The sequence below is a fragment of the Pirellulales bacterium genome (genome assembly GCA_019694455.1).
In the GTDB taxonomy this organism is placed as follows: domain Bacteria; phylum Planctomycetota; class Planctomycetia; order Pirellulales; family JAEUIK01; genus JAIBBY01.
In genome coordinates this window covers 1-26,245 of sequence record JAIBBY010000039.1, presented here as the reverse complement: position 1 = coordinate 26,245, position 26,245 = coordinate 1, and the positions used below count along the sequence as shown (strand labels likewise).

The 26,245-nt window shown below is 62.7% G+C and carries 19 protein-coding genes; 6 read left to right on the top strand and 13 right to left on the bottom strand.

Features of this window, described 5'->3' with window-relative positions:
• Window positions 1–67: 67 nt before the first annotated feature.
• The 6 genes from K1X71_15170 to K1X71_15145 form a co-directional block, all read right to left on the bottom strand.
• Window positions 68–1,111 carry a hypothetical protein gene (locus K1X71_15170; GenBank protein MBX7074486.1) on the bottom strand — a complete coding sequence of 348 codons (1,044 nt, stop codon included), beginning with the start codon at window positions 1,109–1,111 and terminating at the stop codon, window positions 68–70.
• Entirely contained in the window at window positions 1,111–2,376 is a 1,266-nt protein-coding gene (locus K1X71_15165; protein ID MBX7074485.1) for a PQQ-binding-like beta-propeller repeat protein, read from the bottom strand. The genes K1X71_15170 and K1X71_15165 overlap by 1 nt, the downstream gene beginning before the upstream one ends.
• A gap of 149 nt (window positions 2,377–2,525) precedes the next feature.
• Window positions 2,526–2,933, bottom strand: coding sequence for a GNAT family N-acetyltransferase (locus K1X71_15160; protein MBX7074484.1), 408 nt, complete (start codon window positions 2,931–2,933; stop codon window positions 2,526–2,528).
• Between the two features lie 12 nt (window positions 2,934–2,945).
• Window positions 2,946–4,169, bottom strand: coding sequence for a hypothetical protein (locus K1X71_15155; protein ID MBX7074483.1), 1,224 nt, complete (start codon window positions 4,167–4,169; stop codon window positions 2,946–2,948).
• 159 nt (window positions 4,170–4,328) lie between these two features.
• On the bottom strand, window positions 4,329–6,320 hold the full coding sequence (locus K1X71_15150) for a patatin-like phospholipase family protein (GenBank protein ID MBX7074482.1): 1,992 nt from the start codon (window positions 6,318–6,320) through the stop codon (window positions 4,329–4,331).
• Window positions 6,321–6,336: 16 nt separating this feature from the next.
• Entirely contained in the window at window positions 6,337–6,957 is a 621-nt protein-coding gene (locus K1X71_15145) for an HAD family hydrolase (protein MBX7074481.1), read from the bottom strand.
• 102 nt (window positions 6,958–7,059) lie between these two features.
• On the opposite strand from K1X71_15145, the gene K1X71_15140 reads away from it, so the two are divergent.
• Together K1X71_15140 and K1X71_15135 are read left to right on the top strand one after the other, a co-directional pair.
• A complete protein-coding gene (locus tag K1X71_15140) occupies window positions 7,060–8,250 on the top strand; it encodes a glycosyltransferase (GenBank protein ID MBX7074480.1) in 1,191 nt (396 codons plus the stop codon).
• 46 nt (window positions 8,251–8,296) lie between these two features.
• Entirely contained in the window at window positions 8,297–9,292 is a 996-nt protein-coding gene (locus tag K1X71_15135) for a 2-hydroxyacid dehydrogenase (GenBank protein ID MBX7074479.1), read from the top strand.
• Between the two features lie 10 nt (window positions 9,293–9,302).
• Here K1X71_15135 and K1X71_15130 read toward each other — a convergent pair whose 3' ends face one another.
• From K1X71_15130 to K1X71_15110, 5 genes are all read right to left on the bottom strand, one after another.
• Window positions 9,303–9,677: a VOC family protein gene (locus K1X71_15130; protein ID MBX7074478.1), complete on the bottom strand. Its 375-nt coding sequence runs from the start codon at window positions 9,675–9,677 to the stop codon at window positions 9,303–9,305.
• 33 nt (window positions 9,678–9,710) lie between these two features.
• The gene (speA, locus tag K1X71_15125) at window positions 9,711–11,657 is read right to left on the bottom strand and encodes a biosynthetic arginine decarboxylase (protein MBX7074477.1); all 1,947 of its coding nucleotides are present in this window, start codon (window positions 11,655–11,657) and stop codon (window positions 9,711–9,713) included.
• Between the two features lie 208 nt (window positions 11,658–11,865).
• A complete protein-coding gene (locus K1X71_15120) occupies window positions 11,866–12,564 on the bottom strand; it encodes an HAD family hydrolase (GenBank protein MBX7074476.1) in 699 nt (232 codons plus the stop codon).
• A complete protein-coding gene (locus tag K1X71_15115; GenBank protein MBX7074475.1) occupies window positions 12,561–14,630 on the bottom strand; it encodes a site-2 protease family protein in 2,070 nt (689 codons plus the stop codon). Before K1X71_15115 ends, K1X71_15120 begins: the two co-directional genes overlap by 4 nt.
• Window positions 14,621–15,784 (bottom strand): 1-deoxy-D-xylulose-5-phosphate reductoisomerase, encoded by a 1,164-nt coding sequence (locus K1X71_15110; GenBank protein MBX7074474.1) that lies wholly within the window; start codon window positions 15,782–15,784, stop codon window positions 14,621–14,623. The genes K1X71_15115 and K1X71_15110 overlap by 10 nt, the downstream gene beginning before the upstream one ends.
• A 212-nt stretch (window positions 15,785–15,996) precedes the next feature.
• Here K1X71_15110 and ftsH point away from each other — a divergent pair, with 212 nt between their 5' ends.
• Window positions 15,997–18,183: an ATP-dependent zinc metalloprotease FtsH gene (gene ftsH, locus K1X71_15105; GenBank protein MBX7074473.1), complete on the top strand. Its 2,187-nt coding sequence runs from the start codon at window positions 15,997–15,999 to the stop codon at window positions 18,181–18,183.
• 14 nt (window positions 18,184–18,197) lie between these two features.
• On the opposite strand, the gene K1X71_15100 is transcribed toward ftsH, so the two are convergent.
• Window positions 18,198–19,919 carry a DUF1598 domain-containing protein gene (locus tag K1X71_15100; GenBank protein ID MBX7074472.1) on the bottom strand — a complete coding sequence of 574 codons (1,722 nt, stop codon included), beginning with the start codon at window positions 19,917–19,919 and terminating at the stop codon, window positions 18,198–18,200.
• 389 nt (window positions 19,920–20,308) lie between these two features.
• The gene (locus K1X71_15095) at window positions 20,309–20,710 is read right to left on the bottom strand and encodes a keratin-like protein (GenBank protein ID MBX7074471.1); all 402 of its coding nucleotides are present in this window, start codon (window positions 20,708–20,710) and stop codon (window positions 20,309–20,311) included.
• Between the two features lie 411 nt (window positions 20,711–21,121).
• Here K1X71_15095 and K1X71_15090 point away from each other — a divergent pair, with 411 nt between their 5' ends.
• The 3 genes from K1X71_15090 to K1X71_15080 form a co-directional block, all read left to right on the top strand.
• Window positions 21,122–24,523, top strand: a complete 3,402-nt coding sequence (locus K1X71_15090) for a fused MFS/spermidine synthase (GenBank protein ID MBX7074470.1) — start codon at window positions 21,122–21,124, stop codon at window positions 24,521–24,523.
• A gap of 90 nt (window positions 24,524–24,613) precedes the next feature.
• Window positions 24,614–25,450: an SDR family oxidoreductase gene (locus K1X71_15085; GenBank protein ID MBX7074469.1), complete on the top strand. Its 837-nt coding sequence runs from the start codon at window positions 24,614–24,616 to the stop codon at window positions 25,448–25,450.
• Between the two features lie 46 nt (window positions 25,451–25,496).
• A partial coding sequence (locus K1X71_15080) for a CoA transferase (GenBank protein MBX7074468.1) occupies window positions 25,497–26,245 on the top strand: 749 nt, incomplete at its 3' end.

Genomic DNA, 26,245 nt, shown 5'->3' with positions numbered 1-26,245 from the left:
CGCGGCATGGAGCAGTAGAAAGGGATATGGCGCTGGTCAGAGAGTGACGTGCGATCCGTAAGAGGCGTCAATCGCTGCTTGTCGCTCTGGGCAAAAGCTCAGCGCGGAGCACATCCAGCGCGGCCGAGCGCTCGTCAACACTGGCCCGCGGATCGAAATCGAGCGGGCGCCCAAGCAGCACTGCTAGATGGTCGGCCGCGCGGTGACGCAGCGACTCGTCGCTTCGCGAGAGCAGCGCCAGCCAGGCCGCCCGGTCGGCAACGAAGCGCTGCGCGACGACTAATGGAATGTCTTCCTGCCTCGCCCGTTCGGCGGCGCCAACGATGCGGCGCAGTCGAAACCGCTGTTCGGCGTCGAGCGTTCGCTGATCAATCGTTTGTAGATAAGCAATCAGCGTCGCGGGAGATTCGCGGAGACCGTCCTCGGCTTGTTCGCGCCGGCCAAAGTTCTCGTCGGCAAGCTGCGCGACGAGCCGCGCGACCTGGTCGAAATTGGGTGGCGTATACGAGCCTGCAAATTCGAGCAGCTTGCGCTGAATCTCGTTGGCCTGTTGAGACAAGTTCCAATCGGGCCGCACGACGTGGAACACTGGTAGCAGGTGATCCTCGCATCGCTTGGGCTCCGCCAAGAGCAGGTGCCAAAGTGTGGAGGCCTGCCAGGTTTGTTGCTCGCCGTCCGCGCCGAGGGTGAGCCGAACAGGCTCGCCCGGCTGTTGCACAAATTCCAGCGGCACGACAGAGCTTTTTGAGCCTTGTGGATGAGCAGTGGCGCGGACTTGCGCGCCGGCGGCCAGAATGATGTTGACTCGTGACTTGCGAGTGACGACGGTGTATTCGAGTTCCGGATAAATCCCAGTGAGGTCGATGGAGAGCTTTTCGTCTCGGCCGAGGCTACGGGCAGCAAAGGTGGTGCGGCCGCCGGGCACGTCGTTGGAGGCGACGATGCGGCCATCCTCGACGCGGATGCGAAACCGTTCGAGTTGGGCGGCCACACCTGGCGCCACGCGGACGAGTTGTTGCGCCGCTGTGGGAAGCGGGCCAGTGAGCGTCAACATTCCTGCCACTGCCAGCCAGCGGGCGCCGCGTGCCAAGATGTGACGGGCCGAGGCCATTAGGGATTCGCAAAGCAGTAGAGGTGTTTTTCGCCACGAATGTATACCGCATCGCCGGCGACGACCGGGGTGGCCATGATGAGCTCGCCAAGTTCGTTCTCGCCGAGTTTCTTGAACTCGCGACCGGCCGCCAGGACGACCACAGCCCCTCCCTCGCTGGCCAGATAGACCTTGCCATCGGCCACGACGGGGGAGGGGCTGAAAGCTCCGGCGCGGCTGGCGACGCGCTCATGGTAGGCGGGCTCGCCGGTGGTGGCGTCGAGCACGGTCATCACGCCGGTTTCGCGGAGCATATACACCAAGCCGTCGTGCATGGCGGGCGTGGGAACGTCTGGCGTGTCTTTGTTGCAGGTCCAGAGATGCGGCTTGCCACTGGTCACGTCGCCTTTGGCGCCGGCGGCGATGGCATGCACCGGCCCTCCCTTGGCGCTTGAGACGACAATCCGCTGGCCATCGGTGACCGGCGAGACGACGATCCGCAGCGTCTTGTTGTCCTTGGGATTGATGTCTCCGTGGCGCCAGACCTCCTTGCCGGTTTGCGCATCGTAGGCGTTGGCCAGATCGGCGCCGCAGATGACGATCTCGGCACGGTCGGGATACTCCACGACACAGGCGGTGGAGTAGGCGTCTTTTGATTCTTCCTCGGCGTCGGTGACGCGCGGCGACTTCCATTTCAGGTCGCCGGACTTGGCGTCGAGCGCCAGGATGAAGCTTTCTTTCTGATGCAGAAAGGGAATGTACAGGGCGCCTTGATAGAGCAGCGGGCTGAAACCGACGCCAAAGCCGGTCTCGTAGGCGCCAAACTCCTCGAACAGATTTTTGTGCCACACCTCCTTGCCGGCGAAATCGAAGCACCATAGATCGCCAGAACCGGCGAGCGCCCAGACGTGCTGGCCGTCGGTGGCAGGGCTGGGAGTCGTCAGGTTGTTCTTGCCGTTCCAGCCGAGTTTTTGATTGCCGCCGCCCAGTTGGCGACGCCACTGCTCTTTGCCGTTGGCGTCGAGCTCGAGGAGATAGATGTCTCCGCCATCGGGCGCCATCAAAAAGATACGGTCGCCCCAAATAGCGGGCGTGGCCGCGCTATGACCAGGGAGCGCGACTTTCCAGCGGAGCGTTTTTTCGGGGTTGAGCTCGGTGGGGAGATTCTTGGCCTCGGCGGTTCCATTGCCGTGCGGGCCGCGCAATTGCGGCCAATTGCCAGCCAAAAGCGACGATGGCGCCAGTACGGCCAGCGAGAGCATCAGTAAGCAAATTGTGAATCGCATGTTGTATGTCGATCAGTGGTTTCGATGAGGAGCTTGCCCGGAGCGATTGTAAGCGATGGGCGCGGGAGGCTCAAAATGGAGCGACTGGACGGCGCAGGCGGGCGTGTAGCAGGCGAAGTAAAATCGATGCGGTCTACCCTGCTGGTCTGCTAGCGGGGCATTTGCATCGCGGGGCTATCGGTGGGGCGAATGGCAAAGCCAAAACGCTCATAAAAGGGCGCGACATCCTTGGCCGCGAAAAGCCGCACATAGGCGTCGGTGGGGGCGTTGTCGCGCAGGTGCTCCATCAACCGCTCGACCAGCGCCGTGCCGAGACCGCGCCGCTGAAATCGCGGCGAGACGATGATGTCTTGCAGATAAAAGCAGAGAGCGCCATCTCCCACGATGCGACCCATGCCCGCCAGTTCGTGGTCATGCCGAGCGCAAACGCAATAGAGCGAGGCGCGCAGGCCGATCTCGCATTGCGTGATGGCAAACGGTTTCCAGCCGACGGCCTCGCGCAGCCGGTTGTACTCTTGTGGCGATGGCAGTTCTTGCTGAATGACAAAATCAGTCATGCGGCGTAATGGTTACTTGGGAAACATCGTGTTTCGGACTTGATTGAGATCGACGCCGAGCGCGGACCTGGCGATCGCGGCCAACGGCTGGAAATCGCCTTGCAGATGGAAGGTGCGGTGCGTGTGGGTCAGAGTTTCGCCGGTGGCCAGTTCCAAGGTGGGGGACAGGGTTTCCAGCTCGTAGAAGCCGCCGAGCGTTTCGGCGCCGGGCGCAGCGGGGCCATCGTTGTAGCTGTTGAACGCGTCGCCCTGATATGGCTTGTCGAGCGGCAGTTGCCAGAGGTTGTTGATGTACATGCGCCGCGCCGCATCGGCCGGCAAGGTATAGGAGACGATGGTCAGCACATTGTTGTCGAAGTCGAACGAGCCGGCGATGGGTTTGGCGCGGCGGGCCGCGATGCCAAATTTGGCTCGGAATTTTCCATCGCCGAGGAAGTAAACGGCGCCGTCGACGATCTTGAGTCGAGCGTCGGGCACGGGGCCGAAGTAGTCGGAAGTTACGGCGGAGGCGCCATCTCCGGATTGAAATGGAGCGATAATGACGGTGTGCCGACCGGGCTTGAATTGTCCCAGCGACCAGATGGAGAGCAGCCCTGTTTCTCGTTTCATGGCGGGACCACGATTGATTACGGCGTTCTCGGTGGCAAAGCCAACCAGATGCGGCGCGCCAGAACCAATTAGCATGGCGCGGTCGATACCGCAAAGTTCGGCGAATTGCGTCGCGCCAAGCAACCTGAAGTTGCGAACGATGTCGAGTTGGAAATTCGTTTTTGAGTAGTTAGTCAGGTTGATCCGCTTGGTGAGTTGCACGCCATCGCGGCGGAAAGTTCTTGAGCCGAGTTCGGCGGGGCTGCCGAACTCCTGGGCTACTTCAAACGCCCCTTCGTTGAGGCCGGGGGGAGTGATCGCGTTAGTGACGATTTGTTCGGCGCCGGGTGCGAAGAAGAAACCGAACTGTCCTGCCTCGGGAGAGATCCAAAAACGGTCCTCGCCACCGTAGTTGTTGAACTCCTTGGAGGACTTGCCGGCGGCGATGAAGTCGCGGTTGATCCAACCAAAACTGGCGCCTAGCGGGCCGTCGCAGGTGGAGGTCATCACGCGCCCTTGCCACTGGGGACAAACGGCGACGTGGGCCCCATTGCCATCGTCGAATTCCAGCACATTTGTATGCTGCGCGAGCAGTCGTACGTCGTCTTGGTAGCTGGGCTGAGGATCGGCGGCACGAGTCGAGGTCATGGAGTGGACCAACGTTATTGACAGCAGCAACACGAGCGGTGCGCGTCGGCGCAATTGTCTCATCGTACTCACCTCAAGGCCCCAGAAAGCCGCGTTGACCAAGGCCCTTGGTTTAACCGGCGGGGGCGCCACGCTCAAGTGGCGCAGCGGGTTGGCGGCTCAGTCGGAATCCACTTCGGCCAGGAGTTGCTTGAGCTGCGGAATGGCCTCTCGGGCAGCGGCAGCGCCGCGCTGCGCCAATTCGGCGCCGCGAGTGAAGTCGGAGAAAGGGAACTCGGCGGCGTCGGGGGCGATCACCAGATCGAGATTGCTGCTGCGCAGGGCGGAAATTCCCTTGTCTTGAACCTCGTTGACGCGGAGCAGGCAGTCGAGCGGTCCCGACAGCCGCATTTGCTCGGTGGGAGTATCGGGGGTGTTGCCGGCGAATGACCTGGAGAGCCGGGCCATGACATCGACGCCGACCACCAGATTGGCGCCGCGCCGCACCAATACGTCGCCCGGTAGGTTGTTGAGCACGCCGCCATCGACCAGGGCCATACCGTCGCGGAGGATTGGCTTGGAGACGAGCGGGATGTTAATGCTTTCGCGGACGGCGTTGACGATGTCGCCGCGATCGCGCACCACTTCGCTGCCCGACACCAGATCGACGGTGACGATCGAGAGGGGCAATTGTAATTGTTCCAGGCAGTGGTCGCCCATGTAGCGGCGGAGCATGCTGTCCCAGGCGCCCATGTGGAACATTGTCCAGAGATACCACTGGCCGCCGCGCGGAATATGACGCCAAAACCAATGCGGCTTGAGATCCTCGGTGAAGTGTCGCAAGGCGTCGGTTGGGGTGAATCCCGCCGCGTAGCTTGCCGCCATCAAGGCGCCGCTAGAGGTTCCGGCCAGGAGGTCGAAATCGATGCCCGCCTCATCAAAAGCGGCCAGCACGCCCAGATGAGCCAGCCCGCGCGCGCCGCCGCCGCTCAGCGCCAAGCCCAGCTTGATGCCAGAGAGATTGCGCACAATGCGGGCAATGCCTTGCTGCAGACGGGCGCTGCCGACAGCGCTTGTGCCGACAGCGACCTTGAAGTCTGGATCGGCGAGCTTGAGATCGCTGGGGATCAACGGGGCGAAACGCTCGCCGGCGCCGAGCGCCCAGACCCAATGGACTCGGGCGGCGAAGGCGGCATCGTGCGTGAGCAGGGCGCGGAGCGTCTCGGCGGACGTATCGACGTGATTGGGCTCGCAGAGCCAATAGATGACTTCGCAGTCGGCCAGTATCTCGACGAGCGTCAAATCGACCTGCTGGCGGAGATCGAGAATCACGCGGTCGTTGGATTCCGAAAGTCGCACGACGCGGGCGCGCAGGTGCCGGAGCCGATCGTCGCCTGCCAGTTCGGGGTTGATGCGTTCGATGGCGTAGTCGCCATCGGCGACCGGACCATGTGGTCGATCGGTAAGGACCACGACCGACTCATCGCGGCGCGCCAGAGCCTCGGCCAAGGGACGCAGTAGCCGTTGGGTTTGCAAAGTCGAATGCGCGATGGCGACCAGCTTGGGCCGATAATGGTGCGTTCGGCCTGAGGTTTCCCAACGCAGTTGAAAGCCGAGCGAACGGCTGATGTTGGCCGCGAACAGGGGGGCGGTAGTGAGCAGGTGTTGAAAGTGCGGGCGGTCGATGGTCACTAGTTGCGTGTCGACCATGGCGGTGGCGGTGGCGCTGTAGCGGCCATCGGTGAGCAGCGCCAGTTCTCCGAAATGATCGCCCTTGCCGACATAGTTGAGCATGCGAAAGGCGCCTTTGCGCTGCACGCTAAGCTGCACACGGCCGCCGGCGACGACGTACAAGCAGACGCCGGAATCGCCTTGATGGCAGATGGTTTGTCCGGCGTTGAAGGTGGTGTAGGTGGCGCCGTCGGCAACTTGTTCCAGTTGCCGCGCGTCGATGCCACGGCAGAGCCGGCTGCGGCGCAGCGCTTGCAAGACCGCGGTGGCCATGCCGGCGGGCAGGTGCTGCGCCGGCGGCAGAGGGAGGCTCGCATCAGTCCAGGTTGGATCGTAGCTGTCGCGCACGGGAGATGTTTGGAAAATGCATGGCGCCGCCGTCTGGCCGCCCGTCGTGAGCGGCGCGTTGATGACGGGTGGTCGGGGAGGGTCGCAAGCCATGCGACTAGCGTCAAGGTCAGTGCGACGAAGGATCGACCGGCGCGACAAGTCGGGCGATGAGGAGTTGCGCTTCGGCCAGAGAATGGACGACAAAATCGGCCAGGTCGGCGAAGGGAAAATCTTCGAGTGGGCGGCCTTGGGTGAACAACACGCCGCGAGCGCCGGCGCCGCGAGCCGCCAGAAGATCGTATTTGTAGTCGCCAATCACCACGACCTGGGGCGGCGAGAGTCGCCACTTGGCGCAGAGCGCCCAAACCCCCGCGGAGTCGGGCTTGGCGGCGGCATCCTCGCGGGCGATGACGTGCTGACTGTCGATGTCCAAGCGTGACAGGGTGAGGCGCGTCACCTGGCGGCTGTTGCGGGTGAGAATGCCCCACGGGAGGCCGAGCGCCTCGATGGCGGCGAGCAGTTCGCGCGCGCCGTCGAAGAGGGTTGCCCGCTGGGCGCCGGCTCGTTCGTGCCGATCGACAATGGCCAAGCAATGGCTGAGCCGAGGTTCGCTGATCTCGGCCAAGGCTTCGAGGATGGTGTGGCCCGGTTCGATGCCCATCTCGCGGCGCATGGCGTCGAAGTCGAGGCCGGAGTCGACGAGCGTGCCATCAAGATCGAAGATGACGCCGCGCAGTGGTGGTTGCATGCCGTGCCAGCGGTGAATGCGTCTTGACCAAAGTTTGTCGCGCGTGGGACGATACCAGCGCACGTGACGGCATGATTCTATCCGCCCAACGGATGGTGGCGAATGGACCGAGTGGTCAAGGAAATGGCCGAATTGAAGCTGGTGCTAGCGCACGACTGGCTGACGGGGATGCGCGGCGGGGAAAAGTGCCTGGAGCCGTTGTGCCGGCAATTTCCCGGGGCGCAATTGTTGACCCTGCTACACGAGCCAAATAGCACGTCGCCGGCTATCGAACGGATGGCGATACGGGCGAGCTTTTTACAGCGCATACCGGGCGCGACGCGTGGCTATCGCAAGTTGCTGCCGCTGTTGCCGCTGGCGGCCGAATCGCTTTCCGCCGGCGCCGATTGCGACCTGGTGCTGAGCTTCAGTCATGCAGTGGCCAAGAACGTGCGTGTGCCGGAGGGTGTGCCGCATGTGTGTTATTGCTTCACGCCGATGCGTTACGCCTGGGAGACTCGCGAACAGTATTTTGCTGGTTCGCCGACCAGTGGCGACGGGGCGCTGACCGCGCGCGTGCGCGGATCGGTGGCTGCCGCGCGCAACGCAGCTTTGGACTTGTTGGCGGCTTGGGATCGACGCACCAGCGCGCGGGTAACCGAGTTTGTGGCTTGCAGCCAGACGATCGCAAGGCGAATTGAGCGCTGCTACGGCCGGACAAGCCGTGTCATTTTTCCGCCCGTGGACACCGATTTTTATACGCCAAATCGCGCGGCGCGCGAGGACTTTTATCTTTGCGTGTCGGCGCTGGTCCCGTACAAGCGCACCGAACTGGCCATCGCGGCGGCGAACCGGTTGCGACGCCGGTTGGTCATCATTGGTCGCGGACCAGAGCGGGCGCGATTGGAGGCGCTGGCCGGGCCGACGATCGAGTTTTTGGGCTGGCAGTCGAATGAGGTGATTCGCGAGCGGATGCGGCGGTGCCGGGCGCTGTTGTTTCCGGGGGAGGAGGATTTTGGCATTGTGCCGGTGGAGGCACAGGCTTGCGGCGCGCCGGTGATCGCATACGGCGCCGGCGGCGCGACCGAAACAGTGCTGGCGTCCGATGGGGCGGCGCCTGGTTCGGGGATGTTTTTCGAGGAGCAATCGAGCGACGCGCTGGCGGCGGCAATGTTGCGACTGGAGCAAACGCCGGAGTATTGCTGCGCGGAGCTAGCGCGCGCCAGCGCGGAGCGTTTTTGCGGGCCGCGCTATGAGCGCGAGATGCTCGCCGTGGTGGACGAGTTCGCTTGTCGGAGCAAGGCGGCGGGATAGATTAGACGTCAATCGATACGGCACAATTTCACGCGAGCCATCAATCGTGCGAGTCGCGGTATTCAGCGCGAAATCTTACGACCGCGAATATTTGTCGCGCGCGAACGAGTCGCATGGCCACGAGTTGACGTTCATGGAGCCGCGCTTGACTAGTGGCACGGCGCGGCTGGCGAGCGGTTTTCCGGCGGCGTGCGTCTTTGTCAACGATCGCGCCGTAGCCGAGGTTGTCGCAGAGTTGGCCGCCGGCGGCACGCGACTGTTGGCGTTGCGCTCCGCGGGCTTCAATCACGTCGATCTGGCGGCGGCCGCGCGGCATGCAGTGCGCGTCGCGCGGGTGCCAGCTTATTCGCCGTATGCGGTGGCAGAGCATACGGTGGGGCTGATGCTGGCCTTGAATCGTAAATTCCATCGGGCCTATTCTCGGGTGCGCGAGGGGAACTTTTCTCTCGAGGGGTTGCTCGGCTTTGACATGCACGGACGCGCCGTGGGCATCGTGGGGACCGGCAAGATTGGCGAGTGCGTCGCCCGAATTTTGCACGGTATGGGATGCCGCATATTGCTGAACGACGTGACGCGGAATCCTGAACTGGCGGCGATGGGCGACTATGTGCCGCTCGATCGGTTGCTGCAAGAGGCGGAGATCATCTCGTTGCACTGCCCACTCTTGCCGGCAACGCGCCATTTGATTGGCGACGAGGCGATCGCGCGAATGCGACCGGGGGTGATGTTGATCAACACCAGTCGAGGCGCGCTAGTCGACACGCCAGCAGTGATTGAAGGATTGAAGAGCCAACGGATTGGCTATCTGGGGCTGGACGTGTACGAAGAGGAAGAAGACTTGTTCTTCGAGGATCAATCGGAGCAGATCTTGCGCGACGACGTGTTCGCCCGACTGCTCACGTTTCCCAATGTGTTGATTACCGGGCACCAGGCGTTTTTTACGCGCGAGGCGTTGACGCGAATCGGCGAAGTGACGCTGGCGAACATCACGGCGTTTGAGCGCGGCGAGGAGTTAGTGAACGAAGTTCGCTGGGCGGGTTGAGCCGGCTGGGCTACGCGGCGGGTTCGCTGAGCCGGAGGCGGTTGCCGAACGGGTCGAGCAGTTCCAGACATTTGCCGCCGTCTTCCTCGCAGCCGAGGCCGGGTCGCAGGTAGCGGTACTGTTTGGCGCTTAGCTCCTGGTGCAGTTCCGCAGCGCCGCGCATCTCGACATACACCGTGGCGCCGGGTGAGCCGTCGCCATAATGCTCGCTAAGATGCAGCACCAAACCTGCCCGCGACACTTGCATGTAGAGCGGCGCGTTGTCGTCGAAGCGGTGCTCCCAGTCGACCGTGCAGCCGAAATAGTCGACGTAGAACTCGCGGGCCTTGGCCACGTCGAAGATGCGCAGAATCGGGATAACTTTGAGAAACGTGGGGGAGGACATGGCAAATCCCCTCGCCAATGCGCCGCGTGGCGGCTAGTGGTCGTGCGGTTCTTCCAGATAGGTGTAGCCGCCGAGACCGTCTTCGTAAAAGCGCCAAAGTTGGCCGGCCTGCTGGTAGTCGAGGCGTCCCTCGCGCACGGCGCGCTCGACATCGGTGCGGAGGCTACGGACCAGGTGGTTGGGGTCGAACTCAACGTATTCCAGCACCTCGCGGACCGTGTCCCCCTTGATAACCGCTTCGAGCACGACGCTGCTATTGGCGTCGACGCTGACATGCACCGCGTTGGTGTCGCCAAACAGGTTGTGCAGGTCGCCCAGAATTTCCTGGTAGGCGCCGACGAGGAACACCGCGAGATAGTACGGATCGCCGTTGAAGTTGTGCAGCGGCAAGGTGCGCTTCACGTCGCGCAGGTCGATGAACTGGTCGATCTTGCCGTCGGAGTCGCAGGTGATGTCGCCCAGCACGGCATGCCGCGAGGGGCGCTCGTTGAGCCGGTGAATCGGCATCACAGGAAACAATTGTTTGATCGCCCAGCTATCAGGTATCGATTGAAAAAGCGAGAAGTTGCAGAAGTAGGTGTCGGAGAGCAACAGGTCGAGGCCCTGCAGTTCTTCGGGTACGTAGTCGAGCTGGCGGACGAGTCGCTGCAACTTGCGGCAGATGGCCCAAAAGAAACGCTCGGCGACGCAGCGCTGCTCGAGCGGCATATAGCCGCTGGTGAACATGTTCATGCTCATGTCGAGCGCTTGCTGCGCGTCGTGATACGATTCGAGCGCGTTGCGGACGGTGATGTTCTTGTAGGTGTCGAGCAGGTCGGCGACGGGCTTCTCGACGTCGGACGGCAACTCTTGTGGCGTGTCTTCCTCGCCCAGGGCGACCACGCCGAGGACATTGAACACCAGCACGGTGTGATAGGCGACGACGGCGCGGCCGCTTTCGGAGACGATGGTGGGATGGGGCACGCCCGCCTCATCGCAGATGCTTTGCACGTGGTAGACAACGTCGTTGGCGTATTCCTCCAGCGTGTAGTTGACGCTCGATTCGAAGTTGGTTTGCGAGCCGTCGTAATCGATGCCCAGCCCGCCGCCGACATCGAGGTACTTCATGCCGGCGCCCGCCTTGGCCAGTTCGGTGTAGACGCGAGCGGCCTCAACCAGCGCCTCTTTGATGTAGCGGATGTTCGGCACCTGGCTGCCTAGGTGGAAGTGCAAGAGCTGCAGGCAATCTTCCATGCCCAGCGACTTGAGCAGCGAGAGGGCCTCTAACACCTCGGTGACGGTTAGCCCGAACTTGGAGCGGTACCCGCCAGATGATTGCCAGCGTCCCGAGCCGCGGGCGGCGAGCTTGACGCGGACGCCGATGGTGGGGCGCACGCCTACCTTTTTGGCGTAGTCGAGGATGAGCTGCAGCTCCGTGAACTTTTCGACCACCGGGATGATCTTGCGCCCCATCTTGTGGGCGAGCATCGCCATCTCGATGAATTCGGCGTCTTTGAAGCCGTTGCAAATGATCGGCGTTTCGTTGGAGGCGATTGCCACCACCGCCAAGAGCTCTGGCTTGGAGCCGGCCTCGAGCCCGAACTGATAGGGCCGGCCAAACTCCAGGACTTCTTCCACCACTTGGCGCTGCTGATTGACCTTGATGGGATAGACGCAGAAGTAATTGCCGCCGTAGCCATGTTGCGAAATGGCCGAGGCGAAGGCGTCGTGAATCTCTCCCAGCCGGTGCTTGAGGATGTCGACGAAGCGAATGAGGATCGGCAACTCGATGCCGCGCAGTTGCAGATCGTCGATGAGTTGCTTGAGGTCGATCTGCCGCCCGGGTTCCTTGGTGGGATGGACCAGCAAATTGCCGTGGTCGCCAACCGAAAAGTAGCCCTTGCCCCAACGAGCAACGTCGTACAACTCGCTGGCGTCGACCGGGGTCCAGACTTTGACGGCGTCGGTCAGGCTGGAGTTACGGCTGGTGATGGTGCTCATCGGCAGGTAACCCTTCTTCCTCAAAGAGGCGCAAGGAGGGAGGAAAGCGTGCCGGCCCGGCGAGGCCGAATCAATGAGTTTGCGTGTTTTCTCCAGAAACGACAAGACGGCGCCACAGATTTTATTCCTGTCGGCGCCCGGAGGGAACCAACGAACCGTGCAAACTTCGGCGTGCTGGCCATTGGCCGATGGAACCAGTGCAGCGGCGCTATCGGCCGGCGAGTTCGATCCACTCCGGAAGCTCGTCAAGGCGAGTCAGACAATCGGCGGCCGAACGCGGCGCGGAGCGATCAATCAGCACGGCGCGCCAACCGGCTGCGCGGGCGCCTTGGAAGTCGTTTTCAGAGTCGTCGCCGACCATCAAGATGGCGCCCGGCGGAAGCGACAGGGCCTGCTGGATGGCCGCGAAAAACGCAGGGTGTGGCTTGCGAGCGCCTAGCCGCGACGAGACGAACACGCGGAAAGCGCGAAGTTCTGGAATGCCCTGACAGATCGGGATGAGTCGCTCGTCGAAATTCGAGCCGATGGCCAGCCGTGGCCCACTGCCGCTCAGTGCGGCGAGCGCGGCGGAGGCGTCGTCGAAGAGCGCCCAGCTATCTGGCTTGGCGAAGTGGTTCCAAAGCTCCTGAAACAGACCTTGCGGATTCGTCGCGTCCGGGAACACGTCGGCGACGATTGCCCGCCAGCGGGCAAGCTCGCGTTGCTCATCGAGTACGACTTGCGAACGGGCATCGACCGCCTCTTGCCGGGCGAAAGCGGCGCGGAAGCGAGCCAGCGTCTCAGACTCGTTCAGTTCACAGCCATGCCGCCGGCCGGCGGCCGCATATGCGGCCGCCACCGAGGGACGCGGCTGGATCAGTGTGCCTACCGCGTCGAAGACGACGGCCTGGATTGCGTGGTGGCTCAAAACAGTCGACGGAAATCGAGAAAGAACACGAAGCACATGAGCGTGACGAGGAACAGGAAGCCGGCATAGTGGAAGGCGAGCACCACCTTCTCGCTGACGGGTTTGCGTCGGATGCCTTCCAAAATGAGGAAGACCATGTGTCCGCCATCGAGCATCGGAATTGGCAGGAAGTTGAGTACCGCCAGATTGGTGCTGAGCATGACCAGGAAGATCAGGAACTGGGTAAAGCCAACGCCGGCCGCCGCGCCGGCCACGCGTGCGATGGAGATCGGGCCGCCGATTTCGGTGACGGAGATCTGATGACCGAGCTTTTGCAGGAAGCGGTAGACCTGCAAGGTGGACTCAAGCGTTTCGCGCGAGCCGAGCATGACCGCCTCGCGGAGGTCGGTCGCCTTGCGCTGGGCCAAGAGAGGATCGAGGATCAGCCCGCGATCGGGATTGTACCAATCGGTCGACTCGACCGGGGTGATCTTAGCGGTGCGGCCCCCTTTGAGTGTCAGTTCGACCACCGTGCCTTGCGGCATGTCTTGCAGGCCGCCGAGCAGCGTAGGCCAGTTGTGGGTGGCTTCGTCGAACTCGACAGTGATCTCTTGCAGCGAGAAGTCGGCGTATTGCTCCTTGGTCTTTGCGTCGGACGGCGGAATGATACGCGCGCCGACGACAATATCGCCAACCGTCACGCCCGCCTTTCCGGCTGGACTACCAGGATCGAGCGCGGCTACGCGATTGAGCACATGGTAGGCGATGCCGAGGCCGGAGATTTCGCGGGGGAGATTGTCGGTCGGCAGCCGGGGCCACTCGTAGCTGATCGGGGCGGGCATGGTGATTTTCACCTCGCGCGGGGCATCGTCGCCGTGGCGCAGCTCGAAAGTGATCTCTTCGCCGGTGCGGCGGCGCAGGCGATCGGGCAGGGTCATCGGGTCGCCGACGGGCGCGCCGTCGATGCTTACGATGCGGTCGCCCGGTTGGAAGCCAGCAGTTTCGGCGAGCGAACCTCTTTGCACCGCCATAATCGCCGCCATGTCCATTTGCACGCCAAGGTGGCGGACAGGCTGGGCGGCGATGGTGACCGTGCGCTCGCCGCTGGCCTTGGCGGTCTGGTCGGGGTTCGATTCGTCGCTGTGTGGGGGTTCTCCTTGAACGGTGAACGTGAGGGGTTGATCGGGGCTCTGCGCGAGCGCTCGTGTCAGATCGGCGTAGGACTCCAGCGATTGGCCATCGACCGTCAGCAGCCGATCGCCCCCTTGCAAGGCGGGCTGGGCCGCGGCGGCTGGCGTTTGTGGAAAGGCGGGATTATCGCGCAGCTTGAGACTGAGCGGCGAAAGGACGCCGATCATGGGAATGTTGGTGTCAGCGTCGGGTTTGAGCACCACGGAAAATGGGGGCTGACCAGCGCGGTCGATGGTCATGTGAACGCCGTTTTCCAAATCGCCGAGGACGACGCCACTTTGCAAGTCGCGATAGCGCGGGTTCTCCACGTCGCCGATGCGAATGACCTCGTCTCCCACCTGTAGGCCGGCGCGCCAGGCCGCCTGGCCGGGCACCACGCCCGAGATGATGCAGGGCTGATATTCGACGCCCAGCGAGTAGGCGAGCGCGGCGAGGAAGACGGCGAAGATCAGGTTCATCACCACGCCGGCGGAGATGATTGCCATGCGCTTGGGAACGCTTTGGGCGAGATAGCTGCGCGGATCGAGAGCCTGCGATTCGTTTTCCAGTGTGCGCTCGGAGGCCCAGCCTTCAACCGCTGGTGTCTCCGTTTGTGGCAGCTTGGCGCGCTGCGCCTCTTCATAAGCGCGGGCTGGGTTATCGTCCTGGCCCAACATTTTGACGTAGCCGCCCAGCGGCAAGGCGCCGATGCCGTACTCGGTTTCGCCCCATTGGAACTTGAACAGCTTGAGCCCGTAGACATCGAAGCCGAGATAGAACTTTTCGCATTTCACGCCGCAGAGCTTGGCTACGGCGAAGTGCCCTAACTCGTGAACAAAGATGACGAGTCCTAGCCCAATGGCCACTTCGGTCCATTTGAGCACCGTGGCGGCGTCGATAGCGGCGATTAAGTACATAGACAGCGTGAGACCTCCTGACGCGCCCAGGCATCGAGCTTAAGTAGCTCGGCGAGATCGGGGCGCGGACTAAAATCGTGTTGTTCCAGCACTCGCCGGCAGGTGGGGACAATCTCTAAAAAGGGTAGCTCACCGGCCAAGAAGTTGGCCACGGCCGCTTCATTGGCGGCATTGAGCACGGCGCCGGCCGTTCCGCCTGAGCGCGCAACCTCCAGCCCCAGCGTGATCGCGGGAAAGCGATCGAGGTCGGGGGGCTCGAATTCCAAGGCATGTGCCTTGGTCCAATCGAGCTTGGCGGCGGGTGACGCACAGCGATCGGGAAAGGTAAGCGCGTATTGAATCGGCAATTTCATGTCGGGGGGGCTGAGTTGCGCGACCACGGAGCCGTCGACAAACTCAACGAACGAATGAATGATCGACTGTGGATGGACGACAATCTCGATTTGATCAACGTCGAGCCCGAACAACCAGCGGGCCTCGATGATCTCGAGCGCCTTGTTCATCATGGTGGCGGAGTCGATCGTGATCTTGGCGCCCATGGCCCAGGTGGGGTGCCGCAGCGCTTGCTCCACGGTGACTTCGGCCAGTTGCTCGTGCGTGTATTTGCGGAAGGGCCCCCCGCTGGCGGTGAGCACGATGCGGCGCAAGTCCTCGCGCCGACCGCTGCGCAGCGCCTGATAGACAGCGCTATGCTCGCTATCAACCGGCAAAATTTGCGCGCCATGCCGGCTGGCAAGCTCCATCACCAAGGGGCCGGCGACGACGAGCGTTTCTTTGTTGGCCAAGGCGACGATCTTGCCCGCCTCGAGCGCGGCGAATGTGCCGCGCAGGCCGGCACTGCCAACAATCGCCGATAGCACGATGTCGACCGCGGGGTCGGCGGCGATGGCGACAATGGCGTCGGGGCCGGTCAGAAGTTGGGTGGCGGGAGGGAGGCCCGACCAGTCGGCGGCGGCGGCGGCGACCGCATCGCACAGCACGGCGACGGCAGGGCAAAACTCGATTGCTTGCCGCTTGAGCAATGCCGCGCTGGAATGCGCGGAGAGGGCAGTGGCCTTGAGCCGACCGCCGCTTGCGGCAACGACCTCCAAACTCGACCGGCCAATACTGCCCGTCGAGCCGAGAATGGCGACGTTCTTGACGCGGTTGTCCATGGAGTTGGAGTCGTGCTCCGGGCGCGAGCGTGGCGGATCGAGGAGAAGGGCGCCAAAGCGAGTCGGTTCGCCAGCAATCAGTACGCAGCCGCAGCCAGGTTAGTTGCTTCGCGGTGGGGCGGCGGCGTATTCGCCTGACGGCGCAGCCCGGCGAGTGGCTGGGTGCATTCTATGGGGGGCATGAAAAACCGACAACCCGGCGCAAGTATCCGATGGCGCAAGCAATTGCGCTGATTGTGCCGGTGCGGCGGTCGTTGTTTCGTGGCCCCGATGGTCCTAAGATACGGAAGACCTTTCTTTCTTGGGCCTCAACGCCGGTCGAGGCCCGTTTTTTATTGGTTCACGAGCGATTCATGTCTAAACCGCACGACCCCAATCGTAAGCCAGGGAGCAACAAGCCCGAGCGCCGCGCGCCGCAGATCGCCGGCAATTTGCTGTGGTTCTTGGTGGCGATGGGGCTGGTCACGATGTTCATCGTGATGCTGATGTCGTATCGCAACCCCAAGCAAATTCGCTACAGCGACTTGATTTCGCTAATCGAATCGGGGAACGAACTGACGGTTCAGGAAACGGTGGCCGGCAAGTCGCGCACGATCAAGCTGAGCGGGCTGAAGGATCTGGTGATTGGCGCGGGGGAGGTGAGCGGCAAGGTCATCGTGAAGCAGTTGAAGCCGGCCAGCAAGGAGCCGCCGACGGAAATGACGTTCTACTCGCCGATTCCCGGCTCTGGAATCAACAGCGCGGCGCACGATCAATTGCTGACCTTGGTCCGGGAGAAGCAGTTGACCTACGAAGGGGTGGAACCGCCGAGCCTGTGGCGACAGTACACGCCGATGATCGTGTTCAGCATTGGCTTTCTCTTGCTGATTTTCTTCATGATGCGGCGATTGGGGGGCGCGGGTTCGCCGATGGCGTTTGGTCGCAGTCGCGGCAAGATGTACGCGCAAGAGGACATTGGCGTCACGTTTGAAGATGTGGCGGGCATCGACGAGGCAGTTGACGAACTGCGGGAAGTGGTCGAGTTTTTGAAGACGCCGGAGAAATACCAGGTGCTCGGCGGTCGGATCCCCAAGGGAGTCTTGCTCGTTGGTCCGCCGGGCACCGGCAAGACGCTGCTAGCCAAGGCGATCGCGGGGGAGGCGGGGGTGCCGTTCTTTAGCCTGTCGGGGTCGGACTTTGTGGAGATGTTCGTGGGGGTGGGCGCCGCCCGCGTGCGCGACATGTTCCAGCAGGCAGAAGGCAAAGCGCCGTGCATCATCTTCATCGACGAGCTCGACGCGCTTGGTAAGACACGCGGCTCGAGCGTGGTGGGCGGGCATGACGAGCGCGAGCAGACGTTGAACGCGCTGTTGGTGGAGATGGACGGTTTTGACTCCAACAGCGGCGTGATTGTGATGGCCGCGACCAACCGGCCGGAGACGCTCGATCCGGCCTTGTTGCGGCCCGGCCGCTTCGACCGACATGTGCTGGTCGACCGACCCGATGTGCGTGGTCGCGAGCAAATTTTGAAGGTCCATGTGCAGAACGTGAAGTTGTCCGACGAGATCGCATTGCGCGAGGTGGCGGCTATCACGTCGGGATTTGTGGGCGCCGACCTGGCGAATTTGGTCAACGAAGCGGCGCTATTGGCCGCGCGCAAGGGAAAGACGTCGGTCGGGATGGCCGAGTTCAACGAAGGGGTCGAGCGCGTCACCGCCGGACTGGAAAAGAAGCAGCGCATCATTCACGACGACGAAAAGCAGCGGGTGGCGTATCACGAGAGCGGGCATGCGCTGGTGGCCTACAGCCTGCCCAACACCGATCCGGTGCATAAGGTGTCGATCATCCCGCGTGGACTGGCGGCCTTGGGATACATGCTGCAGCGTCCCGAGGGGGATCGGTACCTGATGACGCAGGCGGAACTGGAAAGCCGCATTCAGGTGCTGTTGGCGGGCACGGTGGCGGAGGAGATCGTGTTTGAAGACGTCTCCACCGGCGCCTCAAACGACCTGGAACGCGCCACCGAGATGGCCCGCAGCATGGTGATGGAGTACGGCATGAGCCGCCTGGGTCGCGTGAACTATCGAGAGAGTTCGCGGGCCGCCTTTTTGACCGGAGGCTATGAGCCGCGAGAGCGCTATCACAGCGAGCAGACGGCGCGAGAAATCGACCAAGAAGTGCAGCGGATCGTCAACGAGTCGCTGGAGAAGGTGCGGCGAATTCTCGCCGCGCGGCGCACCGCGCTGGAGGCCTTGGCTGCGCGATTGATCGAAAAGGAAGTGATCGACGCCGTGGAGCTCAAGGAGATCATCGACGCCAACAGCACCAGTCCGGTGATCGTGCCGGGCACGGCCACCACCGCCAAGCGGGTATTTGGCGCGGAACCAACCTCGGAATTGGGGCAGGCTGAGGGTGGCTGATCCCTGCCGGACGGTTAATCCCACCACCACTGGTCGCGAGGTAGTTCGGCCAGCGGGGCGCCACGCAAGTGGTCGCTATCGAGTTCTTTGTCTTCGCGCATCTGGCGAACCACGGCGCGGGGATCGGCGTGGACCCCGCCGCTGACGCCGGCAATGATATGCCTGCCCGCCAGCTTGCGATGGTTGACCACGGTGTCGACCTTGGCGGGCGCCGCGCCCTGCGGCACACCGCAATCGCCTTCGACCCCGAAATAGGCGCGATCCCAGCCACAGCGGTCGGCCAGTCCATCGGTTTCGATCAGCGTGCCGACCAGGGCGAGATCGAACAGATTTTGCAGCTCGGCGTAAATGGGGTACTTTTCGGCGAGTTTGGCGTAGTTGTGGGTGAAGTTTTCGGCAAACTGGCGATTGAGCGGCTCTGACTGATTGGTGTGCACGCGCTGGCCGCGATCGGTGAGCATTTCGTTCTCGCTTTGCAAGCGCACCGCCTGCCCGCGGATGTGGAAAGCATCGCGAGCGGGACTGGCCTCCAGGGCGTCGTACTGCATGGTGAACCACCAGCGGAGCACGTCGATCGGCGGGGGCGCTTGCCCTTTTTCCACGCGCACCATCTCCAGGTAGTTGGGCATGCCGATCACAGCAGGCTCTAACCCCAGTCCGACGAGCTTCATGTGATAGTCGGCCTCGACCAGCACGCGGGCGACGTGCGTGTGTGGGTCGATGCCAAAGATTTCAACATCTTGCTGGCCGACGTGACTGCGAATCTCATCCAGCCAGCGGCCGGCTGTGCCGGGCTTGAGGGGCTTTTTTTGCGACTCATCGAGAAAGGACTTGGCGGCGGCCAGATTGGCCTCGACGGGATTGATGGAGCAGCCCATCGCCACGCGACCGCCCGACGCCGTATGGCGCCAAACGGTGATCAGGTCGTCGAGGCGCACAACGGGGCGTCCCGTGTGCGCGCTGATGGTGCGCCCCTCGTGGTCGTAGGTCCAGTCGCCAGCGGGGCCGGCGATGACCAGATCGCCCGTTTCGGGATAGAGCATCACATATTCGATGCGCTCCAGGCCGGCGAGGACGAGCATTTCGCGATCGACCGGCTTGCCCAGCGCGCGGCGTAGCGAGACGGCGCGCTCGAGTCTGGTGAGCGAGATTTTTCGCAGCGCGGATTGGCGCTTGGCGCTTTCCGCTTTGGGGCGTGCCGCGGCATCGCGTTTGAGCTGGGTAAGCCAGTCACCGGCGTCTTCGCGTTTGATGCGTTTCAGCACGCCTTCGGAATCGACGATGATGCCGGCGCGATACGATTCGATGGCGCCTTCGCCGCCATTGTCGTCCCAACTGTCGGGCGCAATCGTTGATGTAATGAGGTTGATCAGGCTGTTGAAGTCAACGGCTGCGCCACCCCCCTGGGCATCCGCCCGCGACTTGGCCACTTGACGCAGCGCGGTGGTGCGGGCGAGATCGTCTTGCATCAGCGCGGCGGTGTCGACCGCGGCGGTGAAGGCCGACGACTCGATTTGCGCCGCGGCAACACGGGCCAGCAGTTGATCGCGGAGCGCGCTGTCTTGTTCCGCGCGAGCCAGTTCGATGGCGCCCGCCAAGTCGCCGGCAGAGAGCTTAGCCTCCAGCGCCGGCATCTTGGCGTTTGGGTCGCCGGCAACGGCTTGTGTGTCATTTAGCCAACCAGCGATGGCCCCCACGAGCAATAGGGAGAGCGCCCAAACGGCGATGCGACGCATGACGTGCCTCTGATACCGAGCAAAAGCGAGAGTTGGACTTCCCGCTGGCTATGCTCGCATCGTGGCCCAGGCGACGCAAGGAAAAACTACACCGCCGAGGTGGATCGAATGCGCAAGCGGCCGATGAACTACCGCGCCTGATGAAGCACGTCATTCATTCGCTTGGCCGCGTGAATTGGCGAGAGCGCACGACAAATTTCGAGAAGGAATGATGTTCGCGGCGGCAGGAAATTTCTCGGCGCAGAACGGAGAGGTCGTGGCAGCTTGCTAATTCGTAATGTTGGCGCGGGCGACCAAAACGCCAAGCGGCCCCGGAGGCATGCGCCTCGGGGCCGCTGGTGGTGACTCCACGGTCGATCGGCCCTGTTGGCCGAACGCCTTAGCGAACACTAGTAACCGCAGCCGCAGGCGGGCTCGGCACAAGCGGGCTCGCAGCACACCGGCTCGCAGCAGGTCGGTTCGCAGCACGAACGGCGGCAGCAATTCTGCAGCCAGTTGCAGAGCTTCTTGAACGGACGGCAACGAGGACGGCAGCACGGAGCGGGCTCGCAGCAGGAGGGCTCGCAGCACACCGGCTCACAGCAGGCGGGCTCGGCACAGGCCGGTTCGGCACAAGCGGGCTCGCAGCACACCGGCTCACAGCAGGTGGGTTCGCAGCAAGTGGGTTCGCAGCAGGTCGGCTCGCAGCAGCCACGACCCAGCATACGGTCCAACAGGTGGAACGCCTTGGCTTCGCCAGCGCTGGTACACAGCGCCAAGGCGAAGGCGGCAAGAATCAAACGACGCTTCATGGGGAGGGCTCCTTCAAACGAAAAACAGGCACACTGTTCGCAAACGGCGAGAACATCCCGCCGGGAACATTCGTGTCATGCGCACGATTTCTTGCTCTTCGTATCGACTGCCCCCATCGGCGCAATTAGCCCACCATCTCCAATTCCACAGGCAAGAGTTCTGCTGGCGACTCGGGTGATAGCTAGCACTCGCTTTGTCGCGGTTCTAGGGGGGATTGCCGTGGTCGGACCGGCCGATCAGCCGGCGAACTCGGCAAAAGCGGCACATCCGTCAGCCGGCACACGCCGCATGTCGACAGCGTTATTCTCGGCGAATACGATAAATGCTTTCACCGCTGGCGCGTTGGCAGGGCATGGCGCGGATCGGGCTGGCGGCTCTTCTTGGCACTCGCTGCATCTGGAACTTATCGCATGAAGTCGGCTTCGCGTCGGCCCGTTTCGCAGGGATTGTTCTGGCTCGCGTCCATCCTATTCTTCACGTCCGGCGCCACCGGCTTGGCCTATCAAGTCATTTGGTTCAAGCGCTTTGCGCACGTGTGGGGAAGTTCGAGTCTGGCTTTCGCTTCGGTGGGCGCGTCGTTTTTGTTTGGACTGGGCCTTGGCGCCTACTTGATTGGCCGATACGCCGATTATTTCGACCGCCCACTGCGCTGGTACGGCGTCTGCGAATTGGCGATTGGCGCGCTTGCGCTCGTCATACCGTTTGAGATTCAGTTCCTTATCGAGGCGTCGGCCAACTTCTATTCGCAACTGCCGGACGATCCCTTGTGGCGTTATCTGGTGCAGTTCGCCGTGACGCTCCTGGTGGTGGGGCCGCCTTGCATTTTGATGGGCGGCACGTTGCCGCTGCTGATTCGGCAACTCACGGCCCGCGATGGCTCGATCGATCAGGCGACCGGCTGGCTGTATGCGATCAACACATTTGGCGCCGCGTTTGGCTGCTACATCACGGGCTTTCACTTGCTGGCCGCGTTTGGCCTGTTTTGGACGAACATCGGCACGGCCGTCGTGAACCTGCTGATCGGCGTGGTGGCGGTGGCGTACAGCATGCGGATAGCGGTTCACCGTCAGGAGAAGCCGACGTCGTTGGCCGATTCGCCAGCCAATGCCGCCTTGGGGGTGAATTGGTCGATGGTGGGTTTGTATCTGGCAGTGGCATTATCGGGGCTGGGCGCTCTAGTGCTGGAAATGACCTGGAGCCGACAACTGGCGCTGGCGATGGGTGGCTCGACCTATGCCTACAGCTCCACGCTATTCGTGGTGCTGGTGGGGATCGCGCTGGGAAGCCTGATCTTTCACGTCGCGCTGCGGCCGGCGGCCTCGCGGCCGTGGCTGCCGGTGGCGGTGATCGGCATGTTGGCGGTCTCTTGCCTGGCGGGGCATTGGTCGCTGCCGGCGCTGTCGGTCATGATGGGCGAAAACGTCAAGCTGCGAACGACGCCAGCGGGCAACGCGCTGCTTTGCAGCGGCGCGGCGATGTGGCTTGAGCTATTGCCGTCGATCGCGATGGGGATTTTGTTTCCGCTGTTCGTGCATCTGACGCGTGAGAGCGCCGCCGCGGTGGGGCGCACCGTCGGCGATGTGTATGCCTGGAACACGCTGGGTTCGATTGCCGGGGCTTCGCTGACCGCCGTGCTGCTGTTTCCAATCCTTGGCACGGCGGGCGCCGTGGCCTTGGCGGTGGCGCTGTACGTGCTCGCGCTGTTGCTAGTGCTGCCGATCGGCAGTTGGGCGGAGCGGGGCCTGGCGCTGGGCTGCCTCGCGGTCGGCGCGGTGATCGTGTTTTGCATTCAGTTGCCGCAAGACCCCATGCTCACCAACATCGGCATGTATATGTACGGCGTTCAGGAGGAGCGGATGCAGGCGATGAAAGGGGTTTACTTTGCAGAGGGAGCGTCGAGCAATGTGTTCGTCACTCGGGTGGGTTCAAAGCAGGCCAGCCTGCGGGTGAACGGCAAGGTCGACGCCAGCGACGGTCTCGATATGCAGACGCAACTCGGATTGGCGTATTTTCCGCGGTTGCTGAATCCCACCGCCAAGGAAGTGCTGGTGATCGGTTTTGGCTCGGGCACCACGTCGGGAACGAGTTTGTTGTTTCCTGATACGCAAGTGACTTGTTGCGAGATTGAGCCGGCCGTGTATCGAGCATCGGAGCAGGGCATCTTTGATCACATCAACCATCGCCCCTACACCAAAACGCTGAGTTACCTGCTCAAGGAGTTTGAGAAAAACAATCCGGGCAAGGCGCCTAGCGCGGAAGAACGCGCCGAGATGGAGCGACAGGCGCGGTTTCGCGTGATCTTTGGCGACGGCCGCAGCACGCTGCAAGGCTCGAACAAGAAGTATGACCTGGTGATTTCGGAGCCATCGAATCCTTGGTTGGCGGGGGTCTCGAACCTGTTCACCAAGGAGTTTTTTGCGGCGGCCCGCAAACATTTGAATCCGGGGGGCGTGTTGGCCCAATGGATTCAGACTTACAACTTCACGCGCGACGATTACATGATGATCGTCCGCACGCTACTCACCGAGTTCAAACATTGCGGCATGGTCAAGTTGGCCAACGGCGCCGACACCATTCTGCTGGCGTCGAATGAGCCGCTGACGCCGACACAGGAAGGGATCGCCGCGCTGCAAAAGTTGGTCGACGCGAACCCCGAGATTTCGCAGGACTTGAAAGCGTGGTTCACGACCACTGATCTGCGGCTATTGCTGCTCCGTTTCTACACGGGAGACGAGCGTACGCTGGTGGCGGCGATCGAGGACGCGCCGTCGCAAGTGATCAACGAAGACCTGAACTTGCGGTTGGAGTTCGATGCGCCAACGCACCTGTTTCAACAATTGCCGCCAGAAAACGCCGCTCGCGAGTGGGTGAGCAAAGAGATTCAAAGCGACGCCTGGACGCAACAGTTGGCCAGTTCGGTGGGCATTGAAACGAACTCGCCGGAATATCACATCCTGCAGGCCGAGCAGGAGGTACGCGGCACACAGGACGCCAAGCTGTCGGTCGACGCGAAACGCGCGCTGGTGGACAAGGCGATACGGCACTACCAGGACGCGATCTCGCTCAAGCCCGATCACAGCGAGGCGTATCGCGGCATCGCGCAGATGTACTCCGCCAAGCGGGAGCACGACAAGGCGGTTGCGGTGCTGCGCGACTTATTGAAGAAGCGTCCACGCGATACGGCGGCCCTGGCGCTAATGGCCGAGCAACTGGTGTTGGCAAAACAGCCGCAGGAGGCGATCGACGCGCTCACAGAGTTGGTGAAGATCGAGCCCAAGCGGCGAGAAACGCTGGCGCGCCTGAGCAATTTATTGGTCGAACAGAAGCAGCAAGGCAAGGCCATCGCGCCCTTACAGGAATTGGTGGAACTGGAACCGCAGAATGCCGAAGCGCAGGGACAATTGGCGGACGTGCTCCTGACCCAAAAACGGGCCACGGAAGCGATTCCGCACTTGCGCAAGGCGCTGGAGCTGCGCCCCTTGAGCCAGAACGACCCAACCAAACCGGCGCCCCCCAATATTGTCTGGGCCAACAACCTGGCCTGGGTGCTGGCCACCCATCCCGACGCCGCCCAGCGCAACGGCGCCGAGGCGTTGCGCTGGGCCGAGGAGGCGTGCAAGGCGACCGGCTACAAGCTGGAATTCCTTGATACTTTGGCGGCCGCGCACGCCGAGGCGGGGCAATGGGATCAGGCGATCAAGTACTGCGAGCAATTCCTGAGCCAAGCGCAGATCTCGCGGCCTGACCTGGTCGACGCGGCGCGCTCGCGCCTGAAGCTATATCAAGCGCATCAGCCGTACCGCGAAAGCTGATCGCCGACTTGGTATCTTGATGGCACAGGCGACCACGCCGCACGGAGCGGCGACAGTCCGCTTTTGTCACTCGAAGAGTTGTGCCGCAGCATGTCGCCCGCGTCGCCTCCTCAAATCATGTTTGTGACCGGCGCGGCCAGCGGCATCGGCCGCTGCCTGGCAGGGCGGTTGCTGGCGGCCGGTCATGCGCTGGTGCTGACGGGCCAAGACTTGCCGACTTTGGAGGCCATTGCCGCTGCGGACCGCTGGCCAGCGAATCGTGCGCACCTGCGCGAGTTGGATGTTCGCGACGTGGAACGCTGGCGCGCGTTGATCGACGAGACGCTGGCTCGGTTCGGGAGGCTGGATGTGCTCTGGAACGTCGCGGGCGTGATTCAGCCCGGCTACGTGCATGAGTCGAATCCCGAAGCTGTGTCGCTGCATATCGATGTGAACGCCAAGGGGGCCATGTTCGGCAGTCAGATCGCCGCTTCGCGGATGGTGCAACAGGGATACGGGCACATCGTGAACATTGCCTCGCTGGCCGCCTTAGCGCCGGTGCCGGGGATCGCGCTATATACGGCGTCGAAGTTCGCGCTGCGAGGGTTTTCGCTCGCGCTGGCCGAGGAATTGCGGCCGCATGGCGTGGCGGTGACCACCGTTTGCCCCGACGCAGTGCAGACACCGATGCTCGACTTGCAGATCGATTATCGCGAGGCGGCCTTGACCTTTTCCGGTAGTCGGCAGCTAACCGTCGACGAAGTGTGCGACGTGTTGACCGGTCGGGTGCTGAGCCAGCGGCCGCTGGAAGTGACGCTGCCGCGTTATCGAGGCTGGATGGCGAAGCTCACCAGTCTGTGGCCCGGCATTGCGCGGCGCGTGGGATCGCGTCTGGACCGGCAGGGGCTGGCGCGACAGGCGAAGTACAAAGCGCATCGCGACAGTTAACCAACTATCAACGAACGAAACTACTACGACCTGGCGACGAGTGACAATGCTTCCATTAGATGGTGTGCGCGTTCTTGATCTCTCGATGCTCTTGCCGGGACCGCTCTGCGCGCAGATTTTGCGCGACTTCGGCGCGACGGTGACAAAGATCGAACCACCCTATCCGGGCGATTACATGGCGCTGTGGCCGCCCATGGCGGGCCCGGTATCGGCCACTTATCTGGCGGTGAATCGCGGCAAGCAGATCATGTCGCTCAACCTGAAAGACGCCGAAGAGCGAGAGCGCTTTTACGAGTTGGCGCGCGGCGCCGATGTGGTGGTCGAAGGGTTTCGGCCGGGAGTTATCGACAAGCTGGGCATTGGCTACGCGCGACTGGCGGAGTTGAACCCCGGCATCATCGTATGCAGCATCTCGGGCTATGGCCAAAGCGGGCCGTACGCGCAGCGCGGCGGGCACGATCTGAACTATCAGGCGCTGGCCGGGGTGCTCTCCATCGCGGGCGATCAGGCGCTCCGCCCGCCGAATCCACGGCTGCAAACGGCGGACACCGCGGCCGGATCGTACGCGGCGGCGATGCTGATCTTGGCGGCGCTGCTGGAACGGCAAAAGACGGGGCGGGGACGGCATTTGGATGTGAGCATGTCGGAGCAGTTGTTGCCGCTGGCGACGACGCTGCATGCCGCGGCGCAGGCCGAGCAGCGCGATCCGGCCAGCGACGCCGAGTTGCTCAGCGGCGGCGCGCCGTGCTACCGCATCTATCGCACGAAAGATGGCGGGCAAATCAGCGTGGGGGC

What these genes read in the sequence shown, in the direction of transcription:
- K1X71_15170 (MBX7074486.1), bottom strand. Translation starts at nt 1,111, where the DNA reads ATGGCCTCGGCCCGTCACATCTTGGCACGCGGCGCCCGCTGGCTGGCA.
- K1X71_15165 (MBX7074485.1), bottom strand. Translation starts at nt 2,376, where the DNA reads ATGCGATTCACAATTTGCTTACTGATGCTCTCGCTGGCCGTACTGGCG.
- K1X71_15160 (MBX7074484.1), bottom strand. Translation starts at nt 2,933, where the DNA reads ATGACTGATTTTGTCATTCAGCAAGAACTGCCATCGCCACAAGAGTAC.
- K1X71_15155 (MBX7074483.1), bottom strand. Translation starts at nt 4,169, where the DNA reads ATGACCTCGACTCGTGCCGCCGATCCTCAGCCCAGCTACCAAGACGAC.
- K1X71_15150 (MBX7074482.1), bottom strand. Translation starts at nt 6,320, where the DNA reads ATGGCTTGCGACCCTCCCCGACCACCCGTCATCAACGCGCCGCTCACG.
- K1X71_15145 (MBX7074481.1), bottom strand. Translation starts at nt 6,957, where the DNA reads ATGCAACCACCACTGCGCGGCGTCATCTTCGATCTTGATGGCACGCTC.
- K1X71_15140 (MBX7074480.1), top strand. Translation starts at nt 7,060, where the DNA reads ATGGACCGAGTGGTCAAGGAAATGGCCGAATTGAAGCTGGTGCTAGCG.
- K1X71_15130 (MBX7074478.1), bottom strand. Translation starts at nt 9,677, where the DNA reads ATGTCCTCCCCCACGTTTCTCAAAGTTATCCCGATTCTGCGCATCTTC.
- speA (MBX7074477.1), bottom strand. Translation starts at nt 11,657, where the DNA reads ATGAGCACCATCACCAGCCGTAACTCCAGCCTGACCGACGCCGTCAAA.
- K1X71_15115 (MBX7074475.1), bottom strand. Translation starts at nt 14,630, where the DNA reads ATGTACTTAATCGCCGCTATCGACGCCGCCACGGTGCTCAAATGGACC.
- K1X71_15110 (MBX7074474.1), bottom strand. Translation starts at nt 15,784, where the DNA reads ATGGACAACCGCGTCAAGAACGTCGCCATTCTCGGCTCGACGGGCAGT.
- ftsH (MBX7074473.1), top strand. Translation starts at nt 15,997, where the DNA reads ATGGCGCAAGCAATTGCGCTGATTGTGCCGGTGCGGCGGTCGTTGTTT.
- K1X71_15100 (MBX7074472.1), bottom strand. Translation starts at nt 19,919, where the DNA reads ATGCGTCGCATCGCCGTTTGGGCGCTCTCCCTATTGCTCGTGGGGGCC.
- K1X71_15095 (MBX7074471.1), bottom strand. Translation starts at nt 20,710, where the DNA reads ATGAAGCGTCGTTTGATTCTTGCCGCCTTCGCCTTGGCGCTGTGTACC.
- K1X71_15090 (MBX7074470.1), top strand. Translation starts at nt 21,122, where the DNA reads ATGAAGTCGGCTTCGCGTCGGCCCGTTTCGCAGGGATTGTTCTGGCTC.
- K1X71_15085 (MBX7074469.1), top strand. Translation starts at nt 24,614, where the DNA reads ATGTCGCCCGCGTCGCCTCCTCAAATCATGTTTGTGACCGGCGCGGCC.